This is a genomic window from Baekduia sp. Peel2402, from assembly GCF_052567285.1.
On sequence record NZ_CP199582.1, the window covers coordinates 4,005,132 to 4,028,625 of the forward strand.

General features: G+C 73.7%; 25 protein-coding genes. 18 read left to right on the forward strand and 7 right to left on the reverse strand.

Features of this window, described 5'->3' with window-relative positions; translation table 11 throughout:
* Positions 1 to 12: 12 nt before the first annotated feature.
* The 4 genes from ACT01A_RS19525 to ACT01A_RS19540 all read left to right on the forward strand — a co-directional run bounded on the left by ACT01A_RS19525 (position 13) and on the right by ACT01A_RS19540 (position 2,503).
* Positions 13 to 1,203 carry an acyl-CoA dehydrogenase family protein gene (locus tag ACT01A_RS19525; protein ID WP_445148767.1) on the forward strand — a complete coding sequence of 397 codons (1,191 nt, stop codon included), beginning with the start codon at positions 13 to 15 and terminating at the stop codon, positions 1,201 to 1,203.
* The gene (locus ACT01A_RS19530) at positions 1,200 to 1,847 is read left to right on the forward strand and encodes a GntR family transcriptional regulator (protein ID WP_445148768.1); all 648 of its coding nucleotides are present in this window, start codon (positions 1,200 to 1,202) and stop codon (positions 1,845 to 1,847) included. Before ACT01A_RS19525 ends, ACT01A_RS19530 begins: the two co-directional genes overlap by 4 nt.
* 72 nt (positions 1,848 to 1,919) lie before the next feature.
* Positions 1,920 to 2,165 carry a hypothetical protein gene (locus ACT01A_RS19535; protein WP_445148769.1) on the forward strand — a complete coding sequence of 82 codons (246 nt, stop codon included), beginning with the start codon at positions 1,920 to 1,922 and terminating at the stop codon, positions 2,163 to 2,165.
* On the forward strand, positions 2,162 to 2,503 hold the full coding sequence (locus ACT01A_RS19540; protein WP_445148770.1) for a hypothetical protein: 342 nt from the start codon (positions 2,162 to 2,164) through the stop codon (positions 2,501 to 2,503). The genes ACT01A_RS19535 and ACT01A_RS19540 overlap by 4 nt, the downstream gene beginning before the upstream one ends.
* A 68-nt stretch (positions 2,504 to 2,571) precedes the next feature.
* On the opposite strand, the gene ACT01A_RS19545 is transcribed toward ACT01A_RS19540, so the two are convergent.
* Positions 2,572 to 3,780 (reverse strand): MFS transporter, encoded by a 1,209-nt coding sequence (locus ACT01A_RS19545; protein WP_445148771.1) that lies wholly within the window; start codon positions 3,778 to 3,780, stop codon positions 2,572 to 2,574.
* Between the two features lie 80 nt (positions 3,781 to 3,860).
* Between ACT01A_RS19545 and ACT01A_RS19550 the strand changes: the two genes are divergently transcribed.
* The gene (locus ACT01A_RS19550) at positions 3,861 to 4,766 is read left to right on the forward strand and encodes a LysR family transcriptional regulator (RefSeq protein WP_445148772.1); all 906 of its coding nucleotides are present in this window, start codon (positions 3,861 to 3,863) and stop codon (positions 4,764 to 4,766) included.
* A gap of 15 nt (positions 4,767 to 4,781) precedes the next feature.
* Entirely contained in the window at positions 4,782 to 5,831 is a 1,050-nt protein-coding gene (locus ACT01A_RS19555) for a PAS domain-containing sensor histidine kinase (RefSeq protein WP_445148773.1), read from the forward strand.
* On the opposite strand, the gene ACT01A_RS19560 is transcribed toward ACT01A_RS19555, so the two are convergent.
* The 5 genes from ACT01A_RS19560 to ACT01A_RS19580 all read right to left on the reverse strand — a co-directional run bounded on the left by ACT01A_RS19560 (position 5,828) and on the right by ACT01A_RS19580 (position 9,480).
* Entirely contained in the window at positions 5,828 to 6,475 is a 648-nt protein-coding gene (locus tag ACT01A_RS19560) for a response regulator transcription factor (RefSeq protein ID WP_445152849.1), read from the reverse strand. The genes ACT01A_RS19555 and ACT01A_RS19560 overlap by 4 nt on opposite strands.
* Before the next feature lie 19 nt (positions 6,476 to 6,494).
* Complete coding sequence (locus ACT01A_RS19565) at positions 6,495 to 6,812, reverse strand: response regulator (RefSeq protein ID WP_445148774.1); 318 nt, start codon at positions 6,810 to 6,812, stop codon at positions 6,495 to 6,497.
* A 6-nt stretch (positions 6,813 to 6,818) separates the two neighbouring features.
* The gene (locus ACT01A_RS19570) at positions 6,819 to 7,175 is read right to left on the reverse strand and encodes a hypothetical protein (protein ID WP_445148775.1); all 357 of its coding nucleotides are present in this window, start codon (positions 7,173 to 7,175) and stop codon (positions 6,819 to 6,821) included.
* 62 nt (positions 7,176 to 7,237) lie between these two features.
* Positions 7,238 to 8,467 carry an enterochelin esterase gene (gene fes, locus ACT01A_RS19575; protein ID WP_445148776.1) on the reverse strand — a complete coding sequence of 410 codons (1,230 nt, stop codon included), beginning with the start codon at positions 8,465 to 8,467 and terminating at the stop codon, positions 7,238 to 7,240.
* A complete protein-coding gene (locus ACT01A_RS19580) occupies positions 8,464 to 9,480 on the reverse strand; it encodes an iron-siderophore ABC transporter substrate-binding protein (RefSeq protein WP_445148777.1) in 1,017 nt (338 codons plus the stop codon). The genes fes and ACT01A_RS19580 overlap by 4 nt, the downstream gene beginning before the upstream one ends.
* A gap of 150 nt (positions 9,481 to 9,630) precedes the next feature.
* Between ACT01A_RS19580 and ACT01A_RS19585 the strand changes: the two genes are divergently transcribed.
* Genes ACT01A_RS19585 through ACT01A_RS19630 form a run of 10 tightly spaced genes read left to right on the forward strand, consistent with a single transcriptional unit; the run spans position 9,631 to position 20,702 of the window.
* Positions 9,631 to 10,005, forward strand: coding sequence for a hypothetical protein (locus ACT01A_RS19585; RefSeq protein ID WP_445148778.1), 375 nt, complete (start codon positions 9,631 to 9,633; stop codon positions 10,003 to 10,005).
* A complete protein-coding gene (locus tag ACT01A_RS19590) occupies positions 10,002 to 10,742 on the forward strand; it encodes a hypothetical protein (protein WP_445148779.1) in 741 nt (246 codons plus the stop codon). The genes ACT01A_RS19585 and ACT01A_RS19590 overlap by 4 nt, the downstream gene beginning before the upstream one ends.
* Entirely contained in the window at positions 10,743 to 11,549 is an 807-nt protein-coding gene (locus ACT01A_RS19595; RefSeq protein ID WP_445148780.1) for a hypothetical protein, read from the forward strand.
* Positions 11,549 to 12,349, forward strand: coding sequence for a siderophore-interacting protein (locus tag ACT01A_RS19600; protein ID WP_445148781.1), 801 nt, complete (start codon positions 11,549 to 11,551; stop codon positions 12,347 to 12,349). The genes ACT01A_RS19595 and ACT01A_RS19600 overlap by 1 nt, the downstream gene beginning before the upstream one ends.
* Positions 12,346 to 13,095 carry a 2,3-dihydro-2,3-dihydroxybenzoate dehydrogenase gene (gene dhbA / locus ACT01A_RS19605; RefSeq protein WP_445148782.1) on the forward strand — a complete coding sequence of 250 codons (750 nt, stop codon included), beginning with the start codon at positions 12,346 to 12,348 and terminating at the stop codon, positions 13,093 to 13,095. Before ACT01A_RS19600 ends, dhbA begins: the two co-directional genes overlap by 4 nt.
* 3 nt (positions 13,096 to 13,098) lie before the next feature.
* Positions 13,099 to 14,322, forward strand: coding sequence for an isochorismate synthase (locus ACT01A_RS19610; protein WP_445148783.1), 1,224 nt, complete (start codon positions 13,099 to 13,101; stop codon positions 14,320 to 14,322).
* Positions 14,319 to 15,941: a (2,3-dihydroxybenzoyl)adenylate synthase gene (locus ACT01A_RS19615; RefSeq protein ID WP_445148784.1), complete on the forward strand. Its 1,623-nt coding sequence runs from the start codon at positions 14,319 to 14,321 to the stop codon at positions 15,939 to 15,941. The genes ACT01A_RS19610 and ACT01A_RS19615 overlap by 4 nt, the downstream gene beginning before the upstream one ends.
* A complete protein-coding gene (locus tag ACT01A_RS19620; RefSeq protein WP_445148785.1) occupies positions 15,938 to 16,819 on the forward strand; it encodes an isochorismatase family protein in 882 nt (293 codons plus the stop codon). Before ACT01A_RS19615 ends, ACT01A_RS19620 begins: the two co-directional genes overlap by 4 nt.
* Positions 16,816 to 20,535, forward strand: a complete 3,720-nt coding sequence (locus ACT01A_RS19625) for an amino acid adenylation domain-containing protein (RefSeq protein WP_445148786.1) — start codon at positions 16,816 to 16,818, stop codon at positions 20,533 to 20,535. The genes ACT01A_RS19620 and ACT01A_RS19625 overlap by 4 nt, the downstream gene beginning before the upstream one ends.
* Positions 20,532 to 20,702, forward strand: a complete 171-nt coding sequence (locus ACT01A_RS19630) for an MbtH family protein (RefSeq protein ID WP_445148787.1) — start codon at positions 20,532 to 20,534, stop codon at positions 20,700 to 20,702. The genes ACT01A_RS19625 and ACT01A_RS19630 overlap by 4 nt, the downstream gene beginning before the upstream one ends.
* On the opposite strand, the gene ACT01A_RS19635 is transcribed toward ACT01A_RS19630, so the two are convergent.
* Positions 20,695 to 21,402 carry a 4'-phosphopantetheinyl transferase superfamily protein gene (locus ACT01A_RS19635; protein ID WP_445148788.1) on the reverse strand — a complete coding sequence of 236 codons (708 nt, stop codon included), beginning with the start codon at positions 21,400 to 21,402 and terminating at the stop codon, positions 20,695 to 20,697. The two genes, ACT01A_RS19630 and ACT01A_RS19635, sit on opposite strands and share 8 nt — an antisense overlap.
* A 99-nt stretch (positions 21,403 to 21,501) precedes the next feature.
* Between ACT01A_RS19635 and ACT01A_RS19640 the strand changes: the two genes are divergently transcribed.
* Together ACT01A_RS19640 and ACT01A_RS19645 are read left to right on the forward strand one after the other, a co-directional pair.
* A complete protein-coding gene (locus ACT01A_RS19640; RefSeq protein WP_445148789.1) occupies positions 21,502 to 22,428 on the forward strand; it encodes a hypothetical protein in 927 nt (308 codons plus the stop codon).
* Positions 22,429 to 22,450: 22 nt separating this feature from the next.
* The gene (locus tag ACT01A_RS19645) at positions 22,451 to 23,488 is read left to right on the forward strand and encodes an LLM class flavin-dependent oxidoreductase (protein WP_445148790.1); all 1,038 of its coding nucleotides are present in this window, start codon (positions 22,451 to 22,453) and stop codon (positions 23,486 to 23,488) included.
* Positions 23,489 to 23,494: the final 6 nt, after the last annotated feature.

The following is a 23,494-nucleotide window of genomic DNA, read 5'->3' on the forward strand; positions in this document are numbered from 1 at the left end:
AGCCCCACCGCCATGTCGTCCACCGCCGCCGCCCCGCCCGAGATCAAGCCCCAGGACTTCCTCAACGTCGACCACCTCCTCTCCGACGAGGAGCGCGACATGCGCGACAGCGTGCGCGCGTTCGTCAACAAGGAGGTCGTCCCGTACGTCGGCGACTGGTTCGAGGAGGGGCGGGTCCCGGTCGCAGAGCTCGCGCCCAAGCTCGGCAAGCTCGGCGTCCTGGGCATGCACCTGACCGGCTACGGCTGCGCGGGGGCTTCGGCCACCGCTTATGGCCTCGCGTGCCTGGAGCTGGAGGCCGGCGACTCGGGGATCCGCTCGCTCGTCTCCGTCCAAGGCTCGCTGGCGATGTTCGCGATCTGGCGCTGGGGCAGCGAGGAGCAGAAGCAGGAGTGGCTGCCGCGGATGGCCGCCGGCGAGGCGATCGGCTGCTTCGGCCTGACCGAGCCCGACGCGGGCTCTGACCCCGCCGCGATGCGCACGACCGCCCGCCGTGACGGCGACGACTGGATCCTGCACGGCTCGAAGATGTGGATCACCAACGGCTCGATCTCCGACGTCGCCGTGGTCTGGGCCCGCACCGACGAAGGCATCAAGGGGTTCTTGGTCCCGAAGGGCACCAAGGGCTTCACGACCCAGGACATCCACAAGAAGATGTCCTTGCGCGCGAGCGTCACCAGCGAGCTGCTGCTCGACGACGTCCGCCTTCCAGACAGCGCCCGCCTCCCGGAGGTCAGCAGCCTCCGTGGCCCGCTCTCCTGCCTCAACGAGGCGCGCTTCGGGATCGTCTTCGGCGCGATCGGCGCGGCGCGCGCCTGCTACGAGGCCGCGCTGGACTACGCGCTCTCCCGCGAGGCCTTCGGCCGCCCGATCGCCGCCACCCAGATCCAGCAGTCCAAGCTGGCCCAGATGGCGCTGGACGTCAACCAGGGCACGCTGCTGGCGCTGCACCTCGGCCGTATGAAGGACGACAACCTGCTGCGCAACGAGCACGTCTCCATGGGCAAGCTCGGCAACGTCGACGCCGCACTGCGCGTCGCCCGCAGCGCGCGCCAGGTGCTCGGCGCCAACGGCGTCACGCTCGAGTACCCCGTCATCCGCCACATGAACAACTTGGAGTCGGTCGTGACCTACGAGGGCACCGCCGACGTCCACGCGCTCGTCGTCGGCGGCGCCGTCACCGGGATCCAGGCTTTCCGTTGAGCCCGGTCGCGACCGCGCAGCAGCACGCCGTCGAGGCCCTCCGCGGGCTGATCGTCGGCGGCGCGCTGCGGCCCGGCGCGCGCGTCAACCAGGAGGACCTGGCCGCCGACCTCGGCCTCAGCGTCGCGCCGATCCGCGAGGCGCTGCGCGTCCTGGAGCAGGAGGGGCAGCTCACCTACCTGCCCCGCCGCGGCTACTTCGTCACCGAGCTGAACGTCGCCGACCTGACCGAGATCTACGAGCTGCGCGCGGTCCTCGAAGAGCGCGCCGCCCGCCATGCGCTGCCGGTGCTGGACGACGAGGCGCTGGAGCGCGTCCGCGAGGCCGCGCGCGAGTGCGTCGAGGCGGCCGACAGCGGCGACGTCGCCGCCGAGCTGGCCGCCAACCGCCGCTTCCACTTCGGCCTGCTCGACGCGCCCGGCCAGCCGCACGCGCTGCGGGTGATCCGGTTGTTGTGGGACTCGACCGAGGCCTACCGCGCGATGTACTACAACTCGCCCGAGGAGCGCCGCGCGTCGCTCGACGCGCACGACGCGATCCTGGACGCCGCGCAGCGCCGCGACGCCGACACGCTGGTCGCCGAGCTGCACGCGCACCGCGAGCGGGCGCTGGACGTCCTGCGCACCATCCTCGCCCGATCCTGAGAAAACGCCGATAGCGCCTGACAACGCGCCCGGCGCGGCGTCGTCCCTGCAACCCCAACCAGGAGGAAGCAGATGGACCTCACCCGCCGACCCCTCGCCGTGGCCGCCGCCACCGGCCTGATCGCGCTCTCGGGCGCAGGCGCCGCCTACGCCTGCGGCGGCAGCGGCTCCGACACCGCCGGGACCTACCCCGGCCAGACGGACACCGCGGCGAGCTACCCGAGCGACACGACGACCACCACGAGCACGACGGCGACCAGCGCGGCCAAGAAGAAGGCCGCGACGCGTCACCGCACGAAGCACGCCAAGCGCTCGTGAGCCTGCGACGCGGCGCCGCCGCCCTCGTCTCCGCGCTGGTCCTGGCGGCGAGCGGCGGCGCCGTGGTCGCCGCCGCCGAGGCCGAGGCCGCCACGGTCTCCACCACCAGCTCCAACTGGGCCGGCTTCACCGCCGCCAAGGCCGTGACCACGAGCGGCCACACCGGCACGATCACCGACGACGCGTGGACCACGGTCGCCATCACGCTGCGCTCCCGCGCGCGCGGCGGACCCGGCGTTCTGCGCAGCCGCGAGGACTTCGGCAACGCGGCCAGCGGCGGCGCCGCCCCTGGCGCGCTGGACGAGACGGGCTCGGCGTTCGACGTCGCCTTCGGCTAAGTCTTTTCGAGCAACCTCCTAGGCGGCCTGACCCGCAGTGCCGGGTGCGTTGACCGGGATATTCCCGGTCAACGCACCGCTCGCTGCGCGGAAAGTGCGAGGGGTGGGGTGCGACGCAGCCGCAAGGACACCAAGAACGCCGCGGCGAGCATCAGGCCGGCGATCGCCAGCACGCCGTTCCAGTGGTCCATCGTCCACGCGGTCCCGGCCAGCGGCCCGGCGATCGAGGATCCCGCGTAGTAGGCCAACAAGTACAAAGCGCTCGCCTGCCCCGCGGCACCCGCGGCGCGGCGACCGACCCACGACGACGCGACCGAGTGGCCGGCGAAGAACCCCGCGGTCAGCGTCGCGATGCCGATCACGATCAGCGGCAGCGACGGCGTCGCGGTCAGCGCCAGGCCGCCAAGCGTCAGCAGCACGCCCAAAGGCAGCACGGTGCGACGTCCGAAGCGATCGGCCAGTCGGCCGGCGGAGGCCGACGACGCGCTGCCCACCGGGTAGACCAGGAACACCAACGACAACACCGCGGGGGAGAGGTGAAACGGCTCGGCGGCCAAGCGGAAGCCGAGGCCGTTGTAGACCGCGACGAACGTCCCCATCAACAACGCGCCCATGGCGTTCAGGCGCAGCAGCCCCGGATCCGACAGCGGTGCACGCAGCCGCGCCAGCGCATCCCGGCCCCGCGACGGCCGCGCCACGAAGTGCTTGGACTCGGGCAAGAGCAACAACAACGTCGCGGCGCAGACCACGCCCATGATGCCCACGCCGCCGACCGCCACGCGCCAGCCACCGACGTCGGTCAGCCCGCCCGCCAGCAGCCGTCCGACCATCCCGCCGATCGCGTTGCCGCCGATGTAGAGGCCGACCGCGCCGCCCAAGGCGTCCGGGTGGACCTCCTCGGTCAGGTATGCCATCGCGACCGCGGGCAGCCCGGCCAGGGCCAAGCCCTCCAGCGCGCGCACCGCCAGCAGCAGCTCGAACGACGGCGCCAAGGCGCTCAACAAGCCCAAAGACGACGACAACACCAAGGACCAGCCCATCACCCTGGTCCGCCCGACCGCGTCGCTCAGCCACGCCGCGGGCAGCAGCCCGATCCCGACCGCGCCGGTCGTCACGGCCAGCGTCAGCGCCGACATCGCGGGGGAGACGTGGAAGTCGCGCGCGAGCACTGGCAGCAGCGCCTGCGTCGAGTACAACAACGCGAACGTGCCCAGCCCCGCGGCAAAGAGCGCGGCGGCGAGGCGGCGGAATCCAGGGTCTCCTGCGCGATATCCCATCTCCCTCTCAGGATCGGCGTCTACGCCTGATTCGTCCAATGCATCTTTCGCAGGTGACCGATGCGTCATGATCATGAGCCATGAACGCCGACGAGCTCCGCTGGTTCGCCGCGCTGGCCGAGCGCGAGCACATGACGTCCGTCGCCCGCGAGCTGCACATCAGCCAGCCCGCGCTCTCGCGCGCGATCACACGCCTCGAGCAGCAGCTCGGCGTTCCGCTCTTCGACCGTCGTGGTCGCGTCCTGCACCTCAACCACCACGGCCGCCGCTACCTGCCCTACGCACGCCGCGCGCTCGAGCAGCTGGACGCGGGCGCCGCCGCGCTGGCCGACGTCGCCGACGCCGAGCACGGCGAGGTCCGGCTGTGGTTCTCGCACACGCTCGGCTCGTGGCTGGTGCCCGCGCTGGTCGGCGCCTATCGCGACGCGCATCCCGCGGTCCGCTTCCGGCTGACCCAGCGCGGGACCGTCGGCCTGATCGGCGCCTTTGACGACGGTGCCGCCGACGTCATCCTCATGGGCCCGCGGCCCGCCGCGCGCTCGCACCTGGCCTGGCACCACTTGATCACCGAGCCCGTTCTGCTCGCGGTCCCGCCGCACCATCGCCTCGCGACGCGCAAGTCGGTCAAGTTGGAGGAGATCGCCGACGAGCCGTTCATCGCGATGGCGCCCGGCAACGCGCTGCGCCGCCTGGCCGACGACCTCTGCCGCGCCGCCGGCTTCGAGCCGCGCATCGCCTTCGAGGGCGACGAGATCGCGACGCTGCGCGGGCTGATCGCCGCTGGCCTCGGCGTCGGCCTCGTCACCCCGCAGCGCGTCGCCGCCGAGGCGGTCCAGACCGCGACGCCGCACCTGCGCGTCCGCGACGACGGCTGCGAGCGCCCGCTCGGCTTGGTCTGGGATCCTGAGCGGCCGGCCACGCCGGTCGTCGCCGCCTTCCGCGACTTCGTGGTCGAGCACGGCCGCGCCCTCGCGACCGCGCTCTAGGTAGCGTGACGTCGCATGGACGTCACCGAGCGCCTCGGGTCCGGCGCGGCCGCGGTTCTCGCCGCGTTCGTGGAGTCGATCGCCGACGCGATCTACGCGGTCGACGCCGACGGCCGCGTGCAGTTCGTCAACCGCGCGGGGCTGGCGCTGCTCGGCTACGAGGATGAGGCGCAGCTGCTCGGCCAGCCGTCGCACGCGACGATCCACCACCACCGCCCCGACGGCACGCCGTTCCCCGAGGACGAGTGCCCGCTGCTGGCGCCGCGGCGCACCGGTCAGGTCGTGCGTGTCGAGGAGGACTGGTTCATCCGCGCCGATGGCGCGTTCGTGCCGGTCGCCTACTCGTCGGCGCCGGTGCCGACCGCCGACGGGCGCCGCGGCGCGGTCGTCGTCTTCCAGGACGTGACCGAGCGCCTCGCCGCCCAAGAGGCGCTCGTGCGCGAGCGGGCGGTGCGCGCGTCGCGGGCGCGGATCGTGGAGGCGACGCTCGCCGAGCGCCAGCGGCTGGGCCGCGACCTGCACGACGGCGCGCAGCAGCGGCTGGTCAACATCGCGCTAGGCGTACAACTCGCCGCCCGGACGGTCGAGGACGCCGAGGCCAAGGCCTTGCTCGACGGCGCCCTGGCCGAGACCCAGGCCGCGATCGCCGACCTGCGCGAGCTGGCCGCCGGCCTGCACCCGTCGGTGTTGACCCACCGCGGGCTGCGCGGCGCGCTGGAGTCGCTGACCGCCCGCGCGCCGGTGCCGGTCACGCTCGAGGTCCCCGACGCGCGCTTCGCGTCGACCGTCGAGGCCACCGCCTACTTCGTCGCCGCCGAGGCGTTGGCCAACGTCGCCAAGCACGCAGGCGCGTCCGAGGCCCACGTCCGGATCGCTCCGGGCGAGGACCACACGCTGGTCGTCGAGGTCACCGACGACGGTCGCGGCGGGGCAACGGTCGGCGGCCGCACGGGCTCCTCCGGCCTCTCGGGTCTCGCCGACCGCGTCGCCGCGCTGGACGGCGCGCTCACCGTCCACTCGCCGCCCGGCGGCGGCACGCGCCTGCACGCGGTCCTGCCGCTCTAAGAGGCCTTCAACAACGCGAGCACGGCCAGCACGCGCCGGTGCTCGCTCGGCTCGTGGCCGAGCTGCAGCTTGGTGAAGATCCGCGTGACGTGCTTCTCGACCGCGGTCACCGTGACGTTCAAGGCATCCGCTATGCCTTGGTTGGACTTGCCCTCGGCCATCAGCGTCAGCACGTCGCGCTCGCGCGGGCTCAGCGCGTCCAGCGGGTCGTCCTTGCGCCGGCGGCCGACCATCAGCGCGACGATCTCGGGATCCAGCGCCGAGCCGCCGCCCGCCACGCGCGCCACCGCGTCGGCGAACGCGTCGAGGTCGGCGACGCGGTCCTTGAGCAGGTAGCCGACGCCGGTCGCGTCGTCGCCGATCAGGTCCAGCGCGTAGCGCTCGTCGGAGAACTGCGAGAGCACGAGCACGCCGGTCTCCGGATGGTCGCGGCGGATCGCGATCGCCGCGCGCAGCCCGTCGTCGGTCTGGTCGGGCGGCATCTGGACGTCGACGATCGCGACGTCCGGTCGGTGCGCGGCGACCTTGCGGATCAGGTCGGGAGCGTCGCCGGCCTCGCCGACGACCTCCATCCCGGCGTCGGTCAGCAGGCGCGCCAGCCCGGCGCGCAGAAGCACCTGGTCCTCGGCGATGACCACCCGCAGACGCGCCACGGGCGCCAGGCTAGTGCAGCAGGGCGTCGAGGAAGTCCACGGTCCCGAGGCGCTCCTTGGGCAGCGCGCCGGTTCCGGGGTCGGTCGAGACGAGGACCACCTGCGGCGCGCTGGGCAGCTCGGCGAGCGCGCGGCGCACCGCAAAGCCGTCGTCGGCGCCGAGGTGGACGTCGAGCAGGACGCCGTCGGGGGTCAGCGCGGCGGCGAGGCGCAGCGTCTCGGCGCCGCTGGCCGCCTCCCCGGCAACCTGATGACCTTGCTCCTCCAGCACGCGCGCGGCCAGCGCACGGAACGCCGCGCTGTCGTCGGCGATCAGGACCCGGGCCATGGCGGGCTAGGCCGCGATCTTCGAGTGGCGGCGCTGCTCGACCAGCACGTGCATCGCGCTGGCCACGTCGGGCTGGCCGTCCGGCGGGACCCAGCCGGCCGGGACCTCGTCGGGCCACATGCCGTAGCGGTCCAGGAACATGCGCCGGGCCTCCTCGACGTCGCGGTCGGCGTCGCCTTCGATCCCCATGCGCATGAACTTGTTCATCAGGTAGATCGCGCCGCCCGCGCCGAACAGACCGGCCAGCGCGTCGGGGCCGTAGCCGCCGGCACCGGCCACGATCAGGATGACCACGCCCGCCAGGCAGACGACCGCCGGGACGACGTAGCGGAGCGAGAAGAGGAGGCGGCGCTCGGAGGACATGTCCACAGTGTCGCGCCGCGCGGGCCGGTTCTCGCTCCGGCGCGCGGCCCGGCGATGTCCGGTTAACCGGACATCAGCGCGATCAGGCCGTCGGCCAGGCCGCCCTGCCAGCAGATCGCGTCGTGGCCGCCGTGGTACTCGGAGTAGGACAGCGGCGCGCCGTGCAGCGCCAGGACGTCGCGCAGGTGGCGGTGGCGCGCGAGCAGCGCCCACTCCTGCAGGCCGACCTCGAGGTGGAAGCGGGTGTTCTGGACCACGTCGCCCTCGGCGCGCGCGTAGGCCTCGACGATCGCGCCGGCGCCCGCGTCGAAGTCGGTCTCCGACGGCCACCACAGCGACGCCGACTGCGACAGCACGCGCCCGAAGCGCCCCGGCGCGTGCAGCGCGGCGAACAGCGCGGTCAACCCGCCGAGGCTGCGGCCGGCCAGCGTCGTGCGCTGCGGCGCGATGTCGCGCGCGGCCCATGGCAGCAGCTCGTCGGCGACGAACGCGACGAACGCCTCGCTGCACGCGAGCTCCCGCCAGCGCGTCGCGTTGTCGACGGTCGAGGGCATGACCGCGATCGTCGGCGGGATCGCGCCCTCGGCGATCAAGTTGTCCAGGATGGTCGCGGCCGGCAGGCGCGTGGCCCAGTCCTCGCCGTCGAGCAACACCACCACGTCGGTCGCGGCACGCGTCGGCTCATAGATCCAGACGTCGCGCTCGTTGTCGAGGATGTCGCTGGCGAAGCGGTGCCGGGTGACCGTGCCGCGGGCGATTCCCGGGCGCGGCGCCACATAGGGCTGGGGCGGCGCGGCGTCCAACTCGACAACCGAGTGCGGCGCGTCGCCGTAACGCGAGCCGAAGGTCTTCGAGTTGTAGGGGTCGGAGACGGCGCGAGCGGCGGCGGCGCCCCAGCGCGAGGGCGGGCCGGTGATCTCATCGTCGTTACCCGAGCCATCGTCTGGCGCCAGCTGGTAGGTCGCCCGCCAGTCAGCGCGCAGCCGGAACGAGCGATGCCAGACGTCGGTCCCGTCTAGGTGCTCCAGCGTCGATGCCTCCCACACGCTCGGGTCCGTCAGCTTGTTGGCCAACAACACCACCTCGCGCGTCGCCTCGCTCCCGCGCCACACGAACGTCACCGTGCGGTGGTCGGGCTCGCCGTCGCGGGGCTCGACCAACGGCGTCCCGCTCGCTGCGACCTGCGCCCAGAACGCCTCGACGTCACCGTCATCGCCGGCGCGCAGCGCCTCGATCCGCGGGCTGCGGACGACCTCGGGCGGCGGGTACTTGGCGATCCGCGGCGGCCTCACGAAGCCGCGCCCAGCGCGCGGGCGACGTCGTCGACGACGACGCGCTCGGCGATCGGCCCGCCCGCGCTCGTCCACGCCGAGCCGTCGACCGGTACGACGTGGCCCGCGCGCACGGCCTTCAGCCGCGTGAAGCCCGGTGTCTCGCGCGCGTTCTTCAACGCCTCGCGCGCGGCCTTCAGGTCGGCCGAGCCCTCGGCCACGCCGCCGACCGCCCCCGTGCCCAGCGCGCCGAGGAACATCCAGTCGCCGTCGATCTGCTGCAGGTTCTCCAGGCTGATCGGCACCGAGTGGCCGGGACCGGTCTTGTCCTGGGAGGTGGGCCGCGTCAACCCCAGGTCCTTGAGCACGCGCCCGACGGCGAGCTCGTTCATCAGCACCGACGGCAGGCCGATGCCGCCCCAGCGCACGACGCTGATCCGCGCGCCGGCGTTGGCGCCGAGCGCGGCGCGGACCTCTGCGACGCGGCGGTCGAACTCGTCGAGAAGGTGCGCGCCCTCCTTCTGGCGGTTGAGCGCCGCGGCCTCCGCCTCAAACGCCGTGCGCCAGTCGGCGGCGGTCTTCGACACGTACACCGTGGGCGCCAGATGGCGCAGCTTGTCGATGACCGACCCATCCTGTGTCGCGGTGCCGTCGACGAGGATCAGGTCGGGCTTCAGCGCCGCGACGTGCTCGATGTTGGGCTGGCCGAGCACGCCGACGTTCGTGATCCCGCGCGCCTGCTTGGCGAGGTAGGACGAGACGCCGCCCTGGCCGCGGCCGCTCGTCGTGGCGATCGGGCGCAGGCCCAGCGAGAGCGCGCCGTCGAGCGTCGGCTCGCTGAGCGTGACGACCCGCCGCGGGTAGTTGGGGACCTTGACCTTCGCGCCCTTCGCGTCGGTGATCGTCCGGCTGCCGCTCGGGCCGCTGTCGTCGCTGGGGCTACTGGAGCCGCAGGCGGTAACCGCGAGCGTCGCCGTGCCAACCAGCAGCGCGGCGAGGACGTTTCGAAGTCGAGCGAGGGGGAGAGGGTGCACTGCGCAATTCCTTGTTAGGGTGCCCTACGTTAGGTTAGCCTAATGGCCCTATACGGGGCCCCTCGCCCTACCTCACGCTTCGCTATGACTTCTCCAACACTCGCACTCCGCGAGCGGTCTTCGCATGCCCGCGGGGCCCTCGTCGTCCTCATGCTGACCGCGGCCGTCGCCGCGGCGGTCACGCTGCTGGCGCCCCGCGCGGGCGCCGTCCCGCCCGGCGGCCCAGTCTCCTCTCACAACGGCGCGAAGGTCAAGCTCGATCGCCGCTCTGTCAAGGCCGGGGGCCGCATCAGGGTGACGGGGACGGGCTGGAAGGCGAGGGGCTCGCGCGTCCAGGACGGCGCGCAGGTCACCGTCAAGATCGACGACCGCGACATCCTCGCGATCTTCCCGATCAAGAACAAGAAGTTCTCCGGCTGGGTGCGGATCCCCAAGCAGGTCAAGAAGGGCACGCACTGGCTGCGCTTCCTGGCCTCCGAGCCGGCGACCAGCGTCAAGAGCAAGACCTTCAAGGTGACCAGGTGAAGCGCGGGCTCGTCGCGCTGGGTGCGCTCGCCGCTGCCGTATCGGGGTCCGTAGCGGCCGTCGCCGTCGCGATCCCGCCGACCGGTCCGGCCGAGAACCCCGGCAACCCGCCGGCGACGGTCACGATCGTCACGCCGTCGGTGAGCGCCGCCGGCGGCAAGGTGTCGTTCAGCGGCACCGGGTTCCTCAACAGCGCCGGGAAGCCGCAGAAGGTGTACGTCAAGCTCGACGACCACGGTGACAACGGCATCGGCCCGTACCTCGCGGCGGCCGACGGCACGTTGAAGGGGTCGGTCGCGCTGAGCGACCCCGAGGCGCCTGCCGACATCGCTGATGCGAGCAAGGCCCACTGGTTGCGCTTCCTGGCGGGCCCGTCGGGCAAGTACCCCGACAACGGCCCGGCGCGAAGCCTGAAGGCGACGTTCACGGTGGTCGCGCCGCCGGTGCGCGCCACCGGCACCGCCCTGCGCGCGGTCTCCGGGCGGATCGCGCTGCGGCTCGCCGCGAGCTCTGCCACGGGTGCGCGCGGCACCGCGACCCTCCGGCGTTCCGGCGTCACGCTCGCGCGCGGCTCCTTCGCGCTCGCCGACCGCAAGACCCACACCGTCCGCATCGCGCTGACCGCCTACGGCCGCCGCGCGCTGAAGGCCGGCCGGACGCTGACCGCACGCCTCGTGCTGACGCCCGCGTCGGGCGCCGCGCTCACCACCGCCGTCACCGTGAAGGGCGCCAAGTAAATGCCGCGTCTGCGCCCGCTGCTCGTCGCACCGCTCGCGCTCGCCGCGGGCGGGCTGACCGCCACCGCGCTGGCCGTCCCGCCCGGCGGCCCGGTCGAGAACCCGCTGGGGGCGACCGTCACGCTCGCGCAGACCACGGTCCCCGCGACCGGAGCGGTGACCGTGAGCGCGACCGGCTACGACCCCTCCGAGCACGTCTCCCTGAAGCTCGACGACGGTCAAGTCAAGGACAAAGCCAACAGCGACGTCCTCACGACGGCCGACGCGGCCGCCGACGGCACGTTCACCGCGACCGTCGACCTGGCGAAGGCCGCGACGCCCTTGGCCGGCGGCACGCACAACGTGCGCCTGCTCTCCAGCGCCGCCGCGGGCGCGCGCTCGATCCACGTCGACTTCACGGTTCCGGGCTCGGCCACTACGACGACCACGCCGACGACGGCCGGCACCACCACTTCGACCACGCCGACGACGCCGACCACGACGACCGGCACCCCGGTCCCCGCGGTCGCGCCCTCGCTGGCCTCCACCGCGCTGCGCGCGTCCGGCGGCAAGGTCGCGCTGCGCCTGCGCGGCGGCAGCGCCGGGCTGAAGGGCACGGCGTCGCTGCGCACGACGAGCGGCGTCACGCTCGCGCGCGCCGTCAAGGCCACCATCCCGGCCAAGGCCACCAAGACGGTCCGCTTGACGCTCACCGCCGCCGGCAAGGCGCAGGTCCGCCGCCACGCGCGCCTCACCGTCGTCGTGAAGGTCACCGGCACCGCCGCCAAGACCATCAAGAAGATCCTGATCCTGAAGCGAGCCGCCTGATGCCCGCCGTCGAGCGCGTCCGCCACGAACTGCGCCTGCGCCTGCTGGAGGTCGCCTCCGTCCAAGACCTAACGCCGCACCTGCGCCGGATCGTCCTGAAGGGCGACCTCGACGGCTTCGCCTCCGCGTCGCCCGACGACCACGTCAAGCTGATCTTCCCGCGGCCGGGTGAGGACGCGGTCGTCCTGCCGGAGCTGGGCGTCAACGGGATCGCGCGGGACGCCGACGCGCCGCCGACGCGCGACTACACGCCGCGCGCGTTCGACGTCGCCGCCGGGACGTTGACCATCGACATGGTCGTCCATGGAGAAGGTCCCGCCGCATCGTGGGCCGCGACCGCGAAGCCGGGCGCCCAGCTCGGCCAAGCCGGACCGCGCGGCTCGCGCGTCGCCTCGGACGACTTCGACTGGTGGCTGCTCGCCAGCGACGAGTCCGGCCTGCCCGCGATCGCCCGTCGCCTGGAGGAGCTGCCGGCGCAGGCGCGCGCGATCGTCCTGCTGGAGGTCGGCTCCGCCGCCGACGAGCTGCGCCTGGACACCTCGGCCGACGTCCGCCTCGCGTGGCTGCATCGCGACGGTGCGCCGGCCGGCTCGACGACGCTGCTGGAGGACGCGATCCGCGACCTCGCACTGCCGGTCGGCGACGGCTTCGCCTGGGCCGCGTGCGAGGCGGGCGCCGCGCGGCGCATCCGCGCGCACCTGCGCGAAGACCGCGGCCTGCCCAAGGCCTACACCAAGATCACCGGCTACTGGCGCGCCGGCGCCGCCGACCACCACGACCCACCGGAGGACGACGGGTGAGCGCCGACGCCCCCGCCGTCGCGGTCGTCACCGGCGCCGCGGGCGGGATCGGCGCGGCTGTCGTGCGCGCGCTGGCCGCCTCGGGCATCGCCGTTGCCGCCGCCGACCTGCAAGCGCCCGCGCTCGAGCACGCCGCGCTCGCGCTGGCCTGTGATGTCACCGACCCGCGCGCGGTCGAGGCGCTGCTCGACGCCGCGGAGGCCCAGCTCGGTCCCGTCACCGTCGCGGTCTCGGTTGCGGGCGTGCTGCACGCCGCCTCCTACGACCAGACCACCGACGACGCTTGGCGGCACACGTTCGCGGTCAACGCCGACGGGCCGTTCCACCTCGTCCGGGCGGCAGGCCGGCGGATGGCCGCGCGCGGCCACGGCGCGATCGTCGTCGTCGGCTCCAACGCGGCCAGCGTGCCGCGCGCCGGGATGGCCGCCTACGCCGCCTCGAAGGCCGCGGCCACGATGCTCACCCGATGTGTAGGACTTGAGCTGGCACCGCAGGGCGTGCGGTGCAACGTCGTGTCACCTGGGTCGACCGACACGGCCATGCAGGACGCGCTGTGGGCCGATGGATCGGCACGCCGCCGGGCGCTGGAGGGCGATCTCGCCAGCTTCCGCGTCGGCATCCCGCTCGCACGGATCGCCGACCCCGAGGACGTCGCCGACGCGGTCGCGTTCCTGGTCTCCGACCGCGCGCGGCACATCACGATGCACGACCTCCTCGTCGACGGCGGGGCGACCCTCAAGGCATAGAACATGAATCCCCACGACCTGCTCACCGACTACGAGCCCGGCGAGGCGAGCCTCCTCGCGGGCGGGATGCGCACCATGTTGGCCCGCGGCGTCCACGCGACCGTGCCGATCACGGCGCGGCGCGACCAGCTGACGACGCTGCCCGAACGGGCGGCGCGGCTGCTCGACGAGACCGTCGCCGACGGCCACGCGGCGGCGGTCGTGGTCGGCGCGGTGCCGTTTGACCGGCGCGAGCGCTCGCGCCTGGTCGTGCCCGAGCGCCTCGACGTCACCGGGCCGCTGTTGCTGTGGCCGCACGACACGGTCACCGTGCTCGACCCGCGCGACGCGGCCCGGCTGCGCGCCGTGCCTGAGCCGCAGGCCTACGCCAACGCGGTGCGCTCCGCGCTGCGGCGGCTGCAGGCCGGGACGCTGCGCAAGATCGTGTTGGCGCGCGGGCTGGAGCTGGACGCGGGCGGGCCGGTCGACGCTCGCGCCGTCGTGCGCAACCTCGCGGCGGCGGACCCGCGGGCGTTCACGTTTGCCATCGACCTGCCGGTCGGGCGCGGCGAGGCTGGTCCCCGGACGCTCGTGGGCGCGTCGCCCGAGCTGCTGATCCGCCGCATGGGCCTGGAGGTCGTCGCGCATCCGATGGCCGGCTCGGTGCCGCGCCATCCGGATCCGACTGAGGACGCGCGCCGCGCCGCCGAGTTGTTGAAGTCCGTCAAGGACCGCGACGAGCACGCGGTCGTGGTCGACGCGGTGCGCGACGCGCTCTCGCCCGTCTGCTCCGTGCTCGACGTCCCCGGTGGGCCGGAGCTGCACCGCACCGCGACGATGTGGCACCTCGCCACGCGCGTCCGCGGGCGGCTGGTGGACGAGTCGTTCTCGTCGCTCTCGCTGCTCGCCGCGCTGCACCCGACGCCCGCGGTCTGCGGCACGCCGCGCGACGCCGCACGTGACGCGATCTCGCACCTGGAGGCGCTGCCGCGCGGGTTCTACTCCGGCGCCGTCGGTTGGCAGGACGCGTCGGGCGACGGCGAGTGGACGGTCACGATCCGCTGCGGCGAGGTCCAGGGTGAGCGCGTGACGATGTGGGCGGGCGCCGGCGTCGTCGCGGCCTCGGACCCGCAGTCCGAGCTGGACGAGACCACCGCCAAGTGCGGGACGATGCTTGACGCGCTCGGCCTGCGCGAGCGGGCGCTGGAGCTCGTGCCCGAGGACGAGCGCGAAGGCGCCGCGGCATGACCACGCCGCCGCTGCGTCCCTCCCCGACGTGGCCCGACGACGTCGCCGAGCGTTACCGCGACGCCGGGCTGTGGACCGGCGAGACCTTCGGCGCGTTCCTGGCCGACCGGGCGTCGCGCTTCGCCTCCCGGGTCGCGGTGATCGCGGGCGACGAGCGGCGCACGTACGCCGAGCTGGACGAGCGCGCCACGCAGCTCGGCGAGGGCTTCGCGGACCTCGGGATCACGCCCGGCGATCGCGTGGTCGTCCAGCTACCCAATGTCATCGAGTACGTCGAGGTCCTGTTCGGGCTTTGGCGCGCGGGCGCGTTGCCGGTGTTCGCGCTCCCGGCGCACCGGCGGACCGAGTTGGTGGCCTTCGCCGAGACCGCGGAGGCGGTGGCGATCATCACGGTGCAGCGGCACGCGGGGTTCGACCACGGCGCGCTGGCGCGCGAGGTCGCCGAGACGGTGGAGTCGATCCGGCACGTCCTGCTCCCGGCCGACCTCGACGCCCTGCGCCGTCCGTCGCATCGGGTGCTGTGGGAGCCGCGGTCGTCGTCGGTCGCGTTCCTTCAGCTCAGCGGCGGGACGACCGGGACGCCGAAGCTGATCCCGCGCACGCACGACGACTACCTGTACTCGGTGCGCGAGAGCGCGGCGATCTGCGGGCTGTCGCCGGAGACCGTGTACCTGTGCGCCTTGCCCGCGGCCCACAACTTCCCGATGTCCTCGCCCGGGATCCTCGGCGTCCTGCACGCGGGCGGCACGGTGGTCCTCGCGCCCTCGCCCGATCCGGCGACCTGCTTGGCGCTGATCGCGCGCGAGCGGGTGACGATCACGGCGTTGGTCCCGCCGTTGGCGCTCGCGTGGCTCGACGCGCGGCGGCCAGAGCACGACCTGTCGTCCTTGGAGCTCCTCCAGGTCGGCGGCGCGAAGCTGACGCCGGAGGTCGCGCAGCGCGTGCAGCCCGTGCTCGGCTGCGCGCTGCAACAGGTGTTCGGGATGGCGGAGGGGTTGGTCAACTACACGCGGTTGGACGATCCGCAGGACGTGGTGCTCGCCACCCAGGGCCGTCCGATCTCCGAGCTCGACGAGATCCGCGTGGTCGACGAGGACGGCGCAGACGTCGCGCCCGGCGAGTTGGGGCACTTGCTCACCCGCGGGCCGTACACGATCCGCGGGTACTACGCCGACGCCGATCCCGCGTCGTTCACGCCCGACGGCTTCTATCGCACCGGCGACGTCGTCCGGTGCCTGGCGTCCGGTCACTTGGTGGTCGAGGGCCGCGCCAAGGACCAGATCAACCGCGGCGGCGAGAAGATCGCGCCCGACGAGGTCGAGGACCACCTGGTGGCGCACCCGAGCGTTCACGACGCGGCGGTCATCGGCGTCCCGGACGACCGCTTCGGCGAGCGCTCGTGTGCGGTGATCGTCGCGCGCGTCGGCTGCGAGCCGCCGACCGGCGCCGAGGTCCGGCGCTTCCTGCGCGAGCGCGGCGTGGCCGCGTTCAAGGTGCCCGACCGAGTTGAAGTGGTCGAGGCGTTCCCCCAGACCGGCGTCGGCAAGGTCAGCCGGCGCGACCTGCGCGCGGCGGTCGCCGCGTCGCTGATCGACGTCAAGGAGCCCGAGCCCGCATGAGCCTCCCGCGCATCAACCCCTATGCGTTGCCTTCTGCCGCCGCGCTGCCGTCCAACCGCGTGGCTTGGCGGCCAGATCCGTCGCGCTGCGCGCTGCTGATCCACGACATGCAGGACCACTTCCTGCGCGCGTTTGACCGCGACGCCTCGCCGATCCCCGAGATGATGTCCAACATCTCCGCGCTGGCCGACCGCTGCCGCGCGCTCGGCATCCCGGTGGTCTACAGCGCGCAGCCAGGCGGGCAGACACTGGAGCAGCGCGGGTTGTTGCAGGACTTCTGGGGCGACGGGATCGCGGCAGGGCCCGAGGGCCAGGCGATCATCCCCGAGCTGGCGCCCGGCCCTGACGACGTCGTGCTGACGAAGTGGCGCTACAGCGCGTTCGTGCGGACCGAGTTGGACGAGCTGCTGCGTGTGCGCGGGCGCGACCAGCTGCTGATCGTCGGGATCTACGGCCACATCGGCTGCCTGATGACCGCCTGCCACGCGTTCATGCAGGAGGTCCAGCCGTTCCTGCTGGCCGACGCGATCGCCGACTTCTCCGCCGACGACCACGTCCGCGCGCTGGAGTGGGCCGCCGCCCGCTGCGCGGTCGTGACGACCACCGCGGCGACGCTCGACGACCTAGCGCCTGCGCGCACGCTGACCCGCGCGCGCGTCGCGGGCGACATCCTGGGCGTGTTGGAGGACGCACCCGCCGTCCTGCTCAGCGGCGACGACCTGATGGACTTGGGGCTCGACTCCATCGCCGTCATGGGGTTGTTGACGACCTGGCGCGAGGCCGGCGCCGACGTGAGCTTCGAGGACCTCGCCGAGGTCGAGCCGACCCTCGATGCCTGGTGGTCGGTGATCGGGTCCCGCGTGCCGGTCACGGCGTGACCCACCGCCGCCTGACCTCTGCCCAACGCGGCATCTGGTTCGCGCAGTCCCTCGACCCATCGAGCCCGGCGTTCGTCACCGCGGACGTCATCGAGATCGAGGCCGGCTCCGTCGACGCGGCGGCGCTGGCCGCCGCGATCCACTCTGCGCTCTCCGCCGCCGAGGGCTTGTGCATGCGCTTGGGCTCCGACAGCGACGGCGAGCCCTTCCAAGAGCCTGTCGCCGAGCCGCTCCCGCACGTCGAGATCCTCGACGTCCCGTCGGAGGCTGACGCCGAGGCGTGGATGGCCGCCGACCGCTCGCGTCCCTTCGACCTCGCCGCCGGTCCGCTCTGTCGCCAGGTCATCCTCCGCCTCCCCGACGGCAGGTTGTGGTGGCACCAGGCCATCCACCACCTCGCCACCGACGCCTACGCCACCTCGCTCCTCCTGCGCCGCACCGCCGCCCACCTCGCCGGCGAGACCCCACCACCCTTCGGCGACCTCTCCGCCCTCGGCGACCTCGACGCCGACTACGCGGAGAGCGACAAGCGCACGACCGACGCCGCCTTCTGGAAGGACGCGCTCGCCGGCCTGACCGAAGCCCCGACCATCGCCGCCGCCACTCTGCCCGCCACCGCCACTTCCCCGCCCTGGCGCCCGCCGCATCGCCACGCGGTGATCCTCGCCACCCCGCCCGACGCGCCGCGCGCGCTGGCGCTGATCGCCGTCTACCTCCATCGCCTCACCGGCGCGGACGACATCGTGCTCGGCATCCCGTGGATGGGCCGGCTGGGCTCTCCGGCGGCGCGCGTCCCCGCGTGCTGGATCAACGTCCTCCCGCTGCGCCTGCCAGTCGCCCCGCACCGCACCGTTGCCGAGCTAGCCAACGACGCCGCGACCACGTTGAAGGCCTCCGGTCGCCACGGCCGCTACCGCTACGAGGACCTGCGGCGCGACGTCGGCCTTGACCGTCGCCTCGTCGGACCGCTGGTCAACGTCAAGCCGTTCACGCGCGCGATCGAGCTGGGCGGCCGGCCCGCGACCGTCCGCAACCTCGCGGCCGGGCCGGTCGAGGACCTCACGATCACGCTCTCCGGCGACCGTCTCATCCTGGAGGCCGACCCGGCGCGCTACAGCGACACCGACGTCCGCGCGCACCTCGATCGCCTCGCGCGCTTGCTCGCCACCGACGAGGACGGCCCGTCCGGCCGGATCGCGGTCGTCGCGCCCGCCGCCGAGCTCGCCGCCGCCCGCGGCCCACGCCGCCCCGCCGCCGACCCGGACGCGACGCTCTGGTCCCAGCTCGCCGCCCAGGCGCAACGCACGCCGCAGGACGTCGCGGTTCTCGCCGCCGACGCGACGCTCACCTACGCCGAGCTGCACCGCCGAGCCGAGGCGCTCGCCGCACGTCTGGCCGCTCGCGGTGCGGCGCCAGGGGAAGTTGTAGGTGTCGCCCTCGACCGCTCTGCCGAGTTGATGGTCTCGCTCCTGGCCGTCCTGTGCACCGGCGCCGCCTACCTGCCGCTGGAGCCCGACGCCCCCGCCGACCGCACCGCCGCGATGCGCGAGGACGCCCGCCCGGTCTGCGTCATCGGCGACGAGCCGCTGCCCGACGCCACCACGTCTCCCGGCGCCGGGCCGGAGCCCTCCGACCTCGCCTACGTCCTCTACACCTCGGGCTCGACCGGCCGGCCCAAGGGCGTCGAGATCTCCCACCGCGCGATCGTCAACCGCCTGGCCTGGATGCAGGACGCTTTCGGCATCGGCCCGGGCTCACGCGTCCTGCTCAAGACGCCGCTCGGGTTCGACGTCTCGGTCTGGGAGCTGTTCTGGCCGCTGATCACCGGCGCGACGCTCGTGGTCGCCACCCCCGGCGCCCACCGCGACCCCGAGGCGCTGGCGCAGACCATCCGCGACAACAACATCGACACCATGCACTTCGTGCCGTCGATGCTCTCCGCGTTCGTCGCTGAGCCTGCCGCGGCACCATGCGCGGCGTCGTTGCAGCGCGTCATCACCTCCGGCGAAGCGCTCACGCCGGACCTCGCTCAACGGTTCTTCGCCGTGCTCCCCGGCGTCGAGTTGCACAACCTCTACGGCCCCACCGAGGCCGCCGTCGACGTTACGCACTGGGCCTGCTCGCCCGGCGACGTGACGATCCCGATCGGTTTCCCGGTCCCGAACACCGACGCCTACGTGTTGGACGCCGCGCTGCGCCCCTGCGCCATCGGCGCGCCCGGCGAGCTCTACCTCACAGGCGTCCAGCTCGCCGACGGCTACCGCGGTCGTCCCGCGCTGACCGCCGAGCGCTTTGTCGCCGACCCGTTCGGCCCGCCTGGCTCGCGCATGTACCGGACCGGGGACGTCGCGCGCCGTCGCCCCGACGGCGCACTGGAGTACCTGGGCCGCGGCGACCAGCAGGTGAAGGTCCGCGGCGTGCGGATCGAGCCGGGCGAGGTCGAGGCCGCGCTGACACGCCACCCGGCGGTCGCGCAGGCAGCGGTGATCGCGCGCGAGGACCGGCTTGGCGACGTCCGGTTGGTGGCCTACGTCGTGCTCGATGAGCGCGCCCCCGCCGAGCCCGCGGCGCTGCGCCGGCACGCGGCCGCGCTGCTGCCCGACGCGATGGTCCCGAGCGCCGTGGTCATCATGGAGGCCTTGCCGGTCTCGCCGAGCGGCAAGCTCGACCGCCGGGCCTTGCCGGCGCCGCCGGCGGCTGCGGGCACCGGGACCGGCCGCGCACCCGCCGACCCGCACGAGGAGGCGTTGTGCGGGTTGTTCGCCGATGCGCTGGGCGTGGAGCGCGTCGGCGCCGACGACAGCCTCTTCGACCTCGGCGGCCACTCGCTGCTGGCCGCGCGGCTCGCCGGCCGGATCCGCGAGACGCTCGGCGCCGACATCACCATCGGCGCGCTGTTCGCCTCCTCGACGCCGGCCGCGCTGGCCGCCCGCCTGCGCGATGGCGCCGCCGACGCGCTGGAGCCGGTGCTGACGCTGCGCGCTGCGAAAGAAGGCGCGCCCGTCTTCTGCATCCACCCGGCCGGCGGCCTGGGCTGGTGCTACGCGCCGCTCGCCGCCCAACTCCCCGATCGCCCGATGATTGCCTTGCAGGCCGACGCGGACGCCGCCGACCCGACGATCGAGGCGCTGGCCGCGCGCTACGTCGACCGCGTTCGCGCCGTCCAACCATCCGGCCCCTACACATTGTTGGGGTGGTCGGTCGGCGGCGTGATCGCGCACGCGATGGCGGTCGAGCTGCAAGACGCGGGGGAGGTCGTCGAACAGTTGGTGTTGTTGGACGCTTACCCCGGCGATCAGTGGCGCCACCTCGCGCCGCCGACCGAGCAGGAGGCGCTGCGGGCGCTGCTGCTGATGGGTGGCGCCGAGGAGGATTCCGCCGCCTCGCTCGACGAGGCATTGGAGATCCTCGCCGCCCGCGGCAGCGCGCTCGCCTCGTTGCCCGCGGCCGCGCTGGCGAACGTCGTGCGCACCGTCGCGCACACGGCGGGCCTCATGCGCGCCGCCTCGCACCGCGTCTTCGACGGCGACATGGCGCTCTTCGTCGCCGCCGCACCGCGTGCCGAGGACTGGCTCACGTCCCGCGCCTGGGAGCCCTACGTCAACGGGACGATCGAGGCCATCAACATGGACTGCATCCACCCGCAGCTCGTCCATCCGGCGGCCGCGGCGCGCATCGCCGATCACCTCGCCCGCACCGAGGCCGCCCTGGCATGATCTCGCCCTTTGACGATGACGCCTCCGAGTTCTTGGTGTTGTCGAACGCCAGCGGCGACCTCTGCCTCTGGCCCGCCTGGGCCGACGTCCCACCCGGCTGGGCCGTCGCCCACGGCCCGTCCGAGCGCCTCGCCTGCCTAGGCTGGATCGAGTCCTCCGTCAGCTGAGCAGCGCGCTGCCGTCCAGCGCGGTCAATGAGACCGGCTCTGGCGCGAGCACCGCCACCGCGCCGACGTGCCCATCGTCGGGCGCGACCTTCGCGATCGCCGTCGCGCCGATCAGCTCCGGGCGCCCCACGTAGGCGAGCAGCCGTGGTCGCTCGGCAACGGGCGCGAGGACGACCTCCCGCGGATCGACCCGGCCGAACCCGTCTCCGGTCGCCTTGACGAGCGCCTCCTTGCGCGTCCACGTCGCCAGCAGCTCCTCCGCCGTCCGGACCTCGTCCCGCTCGGCGGGCGCCAGCACCTGCTCGGCGAGCGAAGGGTCGAACGGACGCCCGAGCGGCTCGACGTCCACGCCCACCGCCGCGACCGCGCACACCGCGACGCCCACCCACGCGCCGCCGTGCGCGACCGACACATACAACTCGCCGCCGCCGCCGCCGCCGCCCTCCACGACGGGCGGCCTACCACGGCGCCGCACCACACGCGCGTCCGCGCCACCGTGGATCCGCGCCAGCGCATCCGCTAGGACCGCGCCCGTCGCGTGCCGGCGCCGATCCTCCTCCAGGCGCAGCGCGTCAAGCCGCGCGCGCACGCCCGCGTCAAGCAGCGCCGTGTCCGGCATCACCGGCCGCGCCCAGACGACCTGGCACCCACGCGGCCCGAGCGCTGGCCACTCCATCGCTGGGTCCTCACCCGCGCGCACGCACGAGACCGTACCGCTCTGCGCAGCCCCGGCGGCGACTCCGTGCCGGTCCTGTGCCGTTGGCCCGTGCCCGGCTCCGCGCGCCGGAATGTGCATCGCATGAACCACCACCGCTTCGTCCTCAACGGCCCGCCCGACCACGTCGACGCCCTCGCGCGCGCCCTGCTCGACGCGGGCGCCGAGCCCGTGCCCGGCTCCGACCCGCCGTGCCTGACCTGGGCCACGCCGGAGCCTTTGCCGCTGCCGTCGCTCGGCGCCGACCATCCGCGCGTGAACGTCGGCGTCGAGCGCTTCACCCTCCTCGGCGAGACCGTCGAGTCGCTCGTGCTGCGCGGCGGCGCCGTGACGCTCCTGGAGCGCCGCCCCTTCGCGCCGGTCAACGACGACGACCCGCACCCGCTGCTGACCGACGCGACGCTGGCCGACTGCGCGCCGCTCCCGCCACCGTTGCTGCGCGCCGCCGCGCTGCGCGTCGCCGACCAGCCGCTCCAGCTCGGCCCGAACCCCACCTCCACCACGCTGGATGACGCGCTCCTGGTCGGCGCGGCGATCGGCCGCGCCTGCACCGCCGCGCTGGCCGCGCCGCTGGAGGACGTCGCCGCCGGGGAGGACGGCCTGCCGCTCGCCGTCCGCGAGGCCCTGGCCGCCCTGGCCGCGGTGGCGCTCTCCGCCGTCGTGGCCACGACCGACCCCGCCAGCTCCGGGGAGCTGGCCTTCGAGCGCGCCCACCAGCTCACCGAGGCGCACGCCGTCGCACGGGCCGAGCGCCTCTGGTCGCGCCCTGGCAACGCCGACTGGCCCGAGTGGTTGATGTACATCTTGCTCGGAGCCGCGTCGGTCGTCGAGGACTGCGCGGTCGCGCTGCACCAGCCACCGCCGCCCGTCCTCTCGCTCCATGCCGAGCACAGCGCCACACGCGAGGAGCGCCTCGGCCATGCGACGACGCGCCTGGTCGCGACCTGCCTGCAGGCGCTCGCGCTCTTCGATCCCGCGCCGTCCGGACCAAGTGGTTGCGCGCGCAACTAAACGCGCTACACTGAACCACATCATGGAACTCGGCCTCGCCACCTTCGCCGACCTGCCGGCCGGCATGAGCCCTCAGCAGCGGATGCGCAACCTCCTCGAGGAGGCCAAGCTCGCCGACGAGCTGGGGCTCGACGTCTTTGCGATCGGGGAGCACCACCGCCCCGACTACCTGATCTCCTCGCCCACGGTCGCCCTCGCCGCCGCCGCGGCGAGCACGGACAACATCCGCCTCTCCTCCGCCGTCACGGTCCTCAGCTCCGAGGATCCCGTCCGCGTCTTCCAGCAGTTCGCCGAGATCGACCTGATCTCCGGCGGCCGCGCTGAGGTCATGGCCGGTCGCGGCTCGTTCATCGAGTCCTTCCCGCTGTTCGGCAAGAGCCTGGACGACTACGACGACCTCTACCTCGAGAACCTCGAGCTGCTGCTCGCGCTGCGCGAGGGCAACCCGGTCAACTGGTCGGGGAAGTTCCGCGCGCCGTTGGAGAACGCCTCCATCTACCCGCGCCCCGTCCAGGACCCGCTGCCGGTTTGGGTCGCGGTCGGCGGCTCGCCGCAGTCGATCGTCCGCGCCGCCACGCTCGGCCTGCCGCTGACGATCGCGATCATCGGCGGTCAGCTCGACCGCTTCAAGCCGCTGGTCGAGCTCTACCGCGAGGCTTGGGAGGCCGTCGGCCACGACCCGGCCGACGCGCGCGTCGCGATCAACACCCATACCTACGTCGGCGCCGACGAGCACGAGGCCGACCAGCGCTTCGCGCCCGGTTACCTGGAGTCGATGAACCGCATCGGCCGCGAGCGCGGCTGGCCGCCGTCCGGCCTGCCGGAGTTCCAGGCGCTGCGCTCGCCTCACGGTGCGCTGCACGCCGGCTCGCCCGAGCAGGTCGCCGAGAAGATCCTCTACGGCCACGAGCTGTTCGGCAACCAGCGCTACCTCGGCCACATCTCGCTCGGCTCGGTCGACCACGCCGACGTCCTGAAGGCGATGGAGCGCTTCGGGACCGAGGTCGCGCCGGTCGTCCGCGCCGAGGTCGCCCGTCGTCAGGCGCCCGCCACCGCCTGACCGGGC

Bases quoted from the DNA above. Each gene is read 5' to 3' on its own strand.
- ACT01A_RS19545 (WP_445148771.1), bottom strand. From the start codon at position 3,780: ATGGGATATCGCGCAGGAGACCCTGGATTCCGCCGCCTCGCCGCCGCG.
- ACT01A_RS19550 (WP_445148772.1), top strand. From the start codon at position 3,861: ATGAACGCCGACGAGCTCCGCTGGTTCGCCGCGCTGGCCGAGCGCGAG.
- ACT01A_RS19645 (WP_445148790.1), top strand. From the start codon at position 22,451: ATGGAACTCGGCCTCGCCACCTTCGCCGACCTGCCGGCCGGCATGAGC.
- ACT01A_RS19570 (WP_445148775.1), bottom strand. From the start codon at position 7,175: ATGTCCTCCGAGCGCCGCCTCCTCTTCTCGCTCCGCTACGTCGTCCCG.
- ACT01A_RS19535 (WP_445148769.1), top strand. From the start codon at position 1,920: ATGGACCTCACCCGCCGACCCCTCGCCGTGGCCGCCGCCACCGGCCTG.
- ACT01A_RS19610 (WP_445148783.1), top strand. From the start codon at position 13,099: ATGAATCCCCACGACCTGCTCACCGACTACGAGCCCGGCGAGGCGAGC.
- ACT01A_RS19525 (WP_445148767.1), top strand. From the start codon at position 13: ATGTCGTCCACCGCCGCCGCCCCGCCCGAGATCAAGCCCCAGGACTTC.
- ACT01A_RS19620 (WP_445148785.1), top strand. From the start codon at position 15,938: ATGAGCCTCCCGCGCATCAACCCCTATGCGTTGCCTTCTGCCGCCGCG.
- ACT01A_RS19600 (WP_445148781.1), top strand. From the start codon at position 11,549: ATGCCCGCCGTCGAGCGCGTCCGCCACGAACTGCGCCTGCGCCTGCTG.
- ACT01A_RS19565 (WP_445148774.1), bottom strand. From the start codon at position 6,812: ATGGCCCGGGTCCTGATCGCCGACGACAGCGCGGCGTTCCGTGCGCTG.
- ACT01A_RS19615 (WP_445148784.1), top strand. From the start codon at position 14,319: ATGACCACGCCGCCGCTGCGTCCCTCCCCGACGTGGCCCGACGACGTC.
- ACT01A_RS19640 (WP_445148789.1), top strand. From the start codon at position 21,502: ATGAACCACCACCGCTTCGTCCTCAACGGCCCGCCCGACCACGTCGAC.
- ACT01A_RS19595 (WP_445148780.1), top strand. From the start codon at position 10,743: ATGCCGCGTCTGCGCCCGCTGCTCGTCGCACCGCTCGCGCTCGCCGCG.
- ACT01A_RS19630 (WP_445148787.1), top strand. From the start codon at position 20,532: ATGATCTCGCCCTTTGACGATGACGCCTCCGAGTTCTTGGTGTTGTCG.
- ACT01A_RS19555 (WP_445148773.1), top strand. From the start codon at position 4,782: ATGGACGTCACCGAGCGCCTCGGGTCCGGCGCGGCCGCGGTTCTCGCC.
- ACT01A_RS19585 (WP_445148778.1), top strand. From the start codon at position 9,631: ATGCTGACCGCGGCCGTCGCCGCGGCGGTCACGCTGCTGGCGCCCCGC.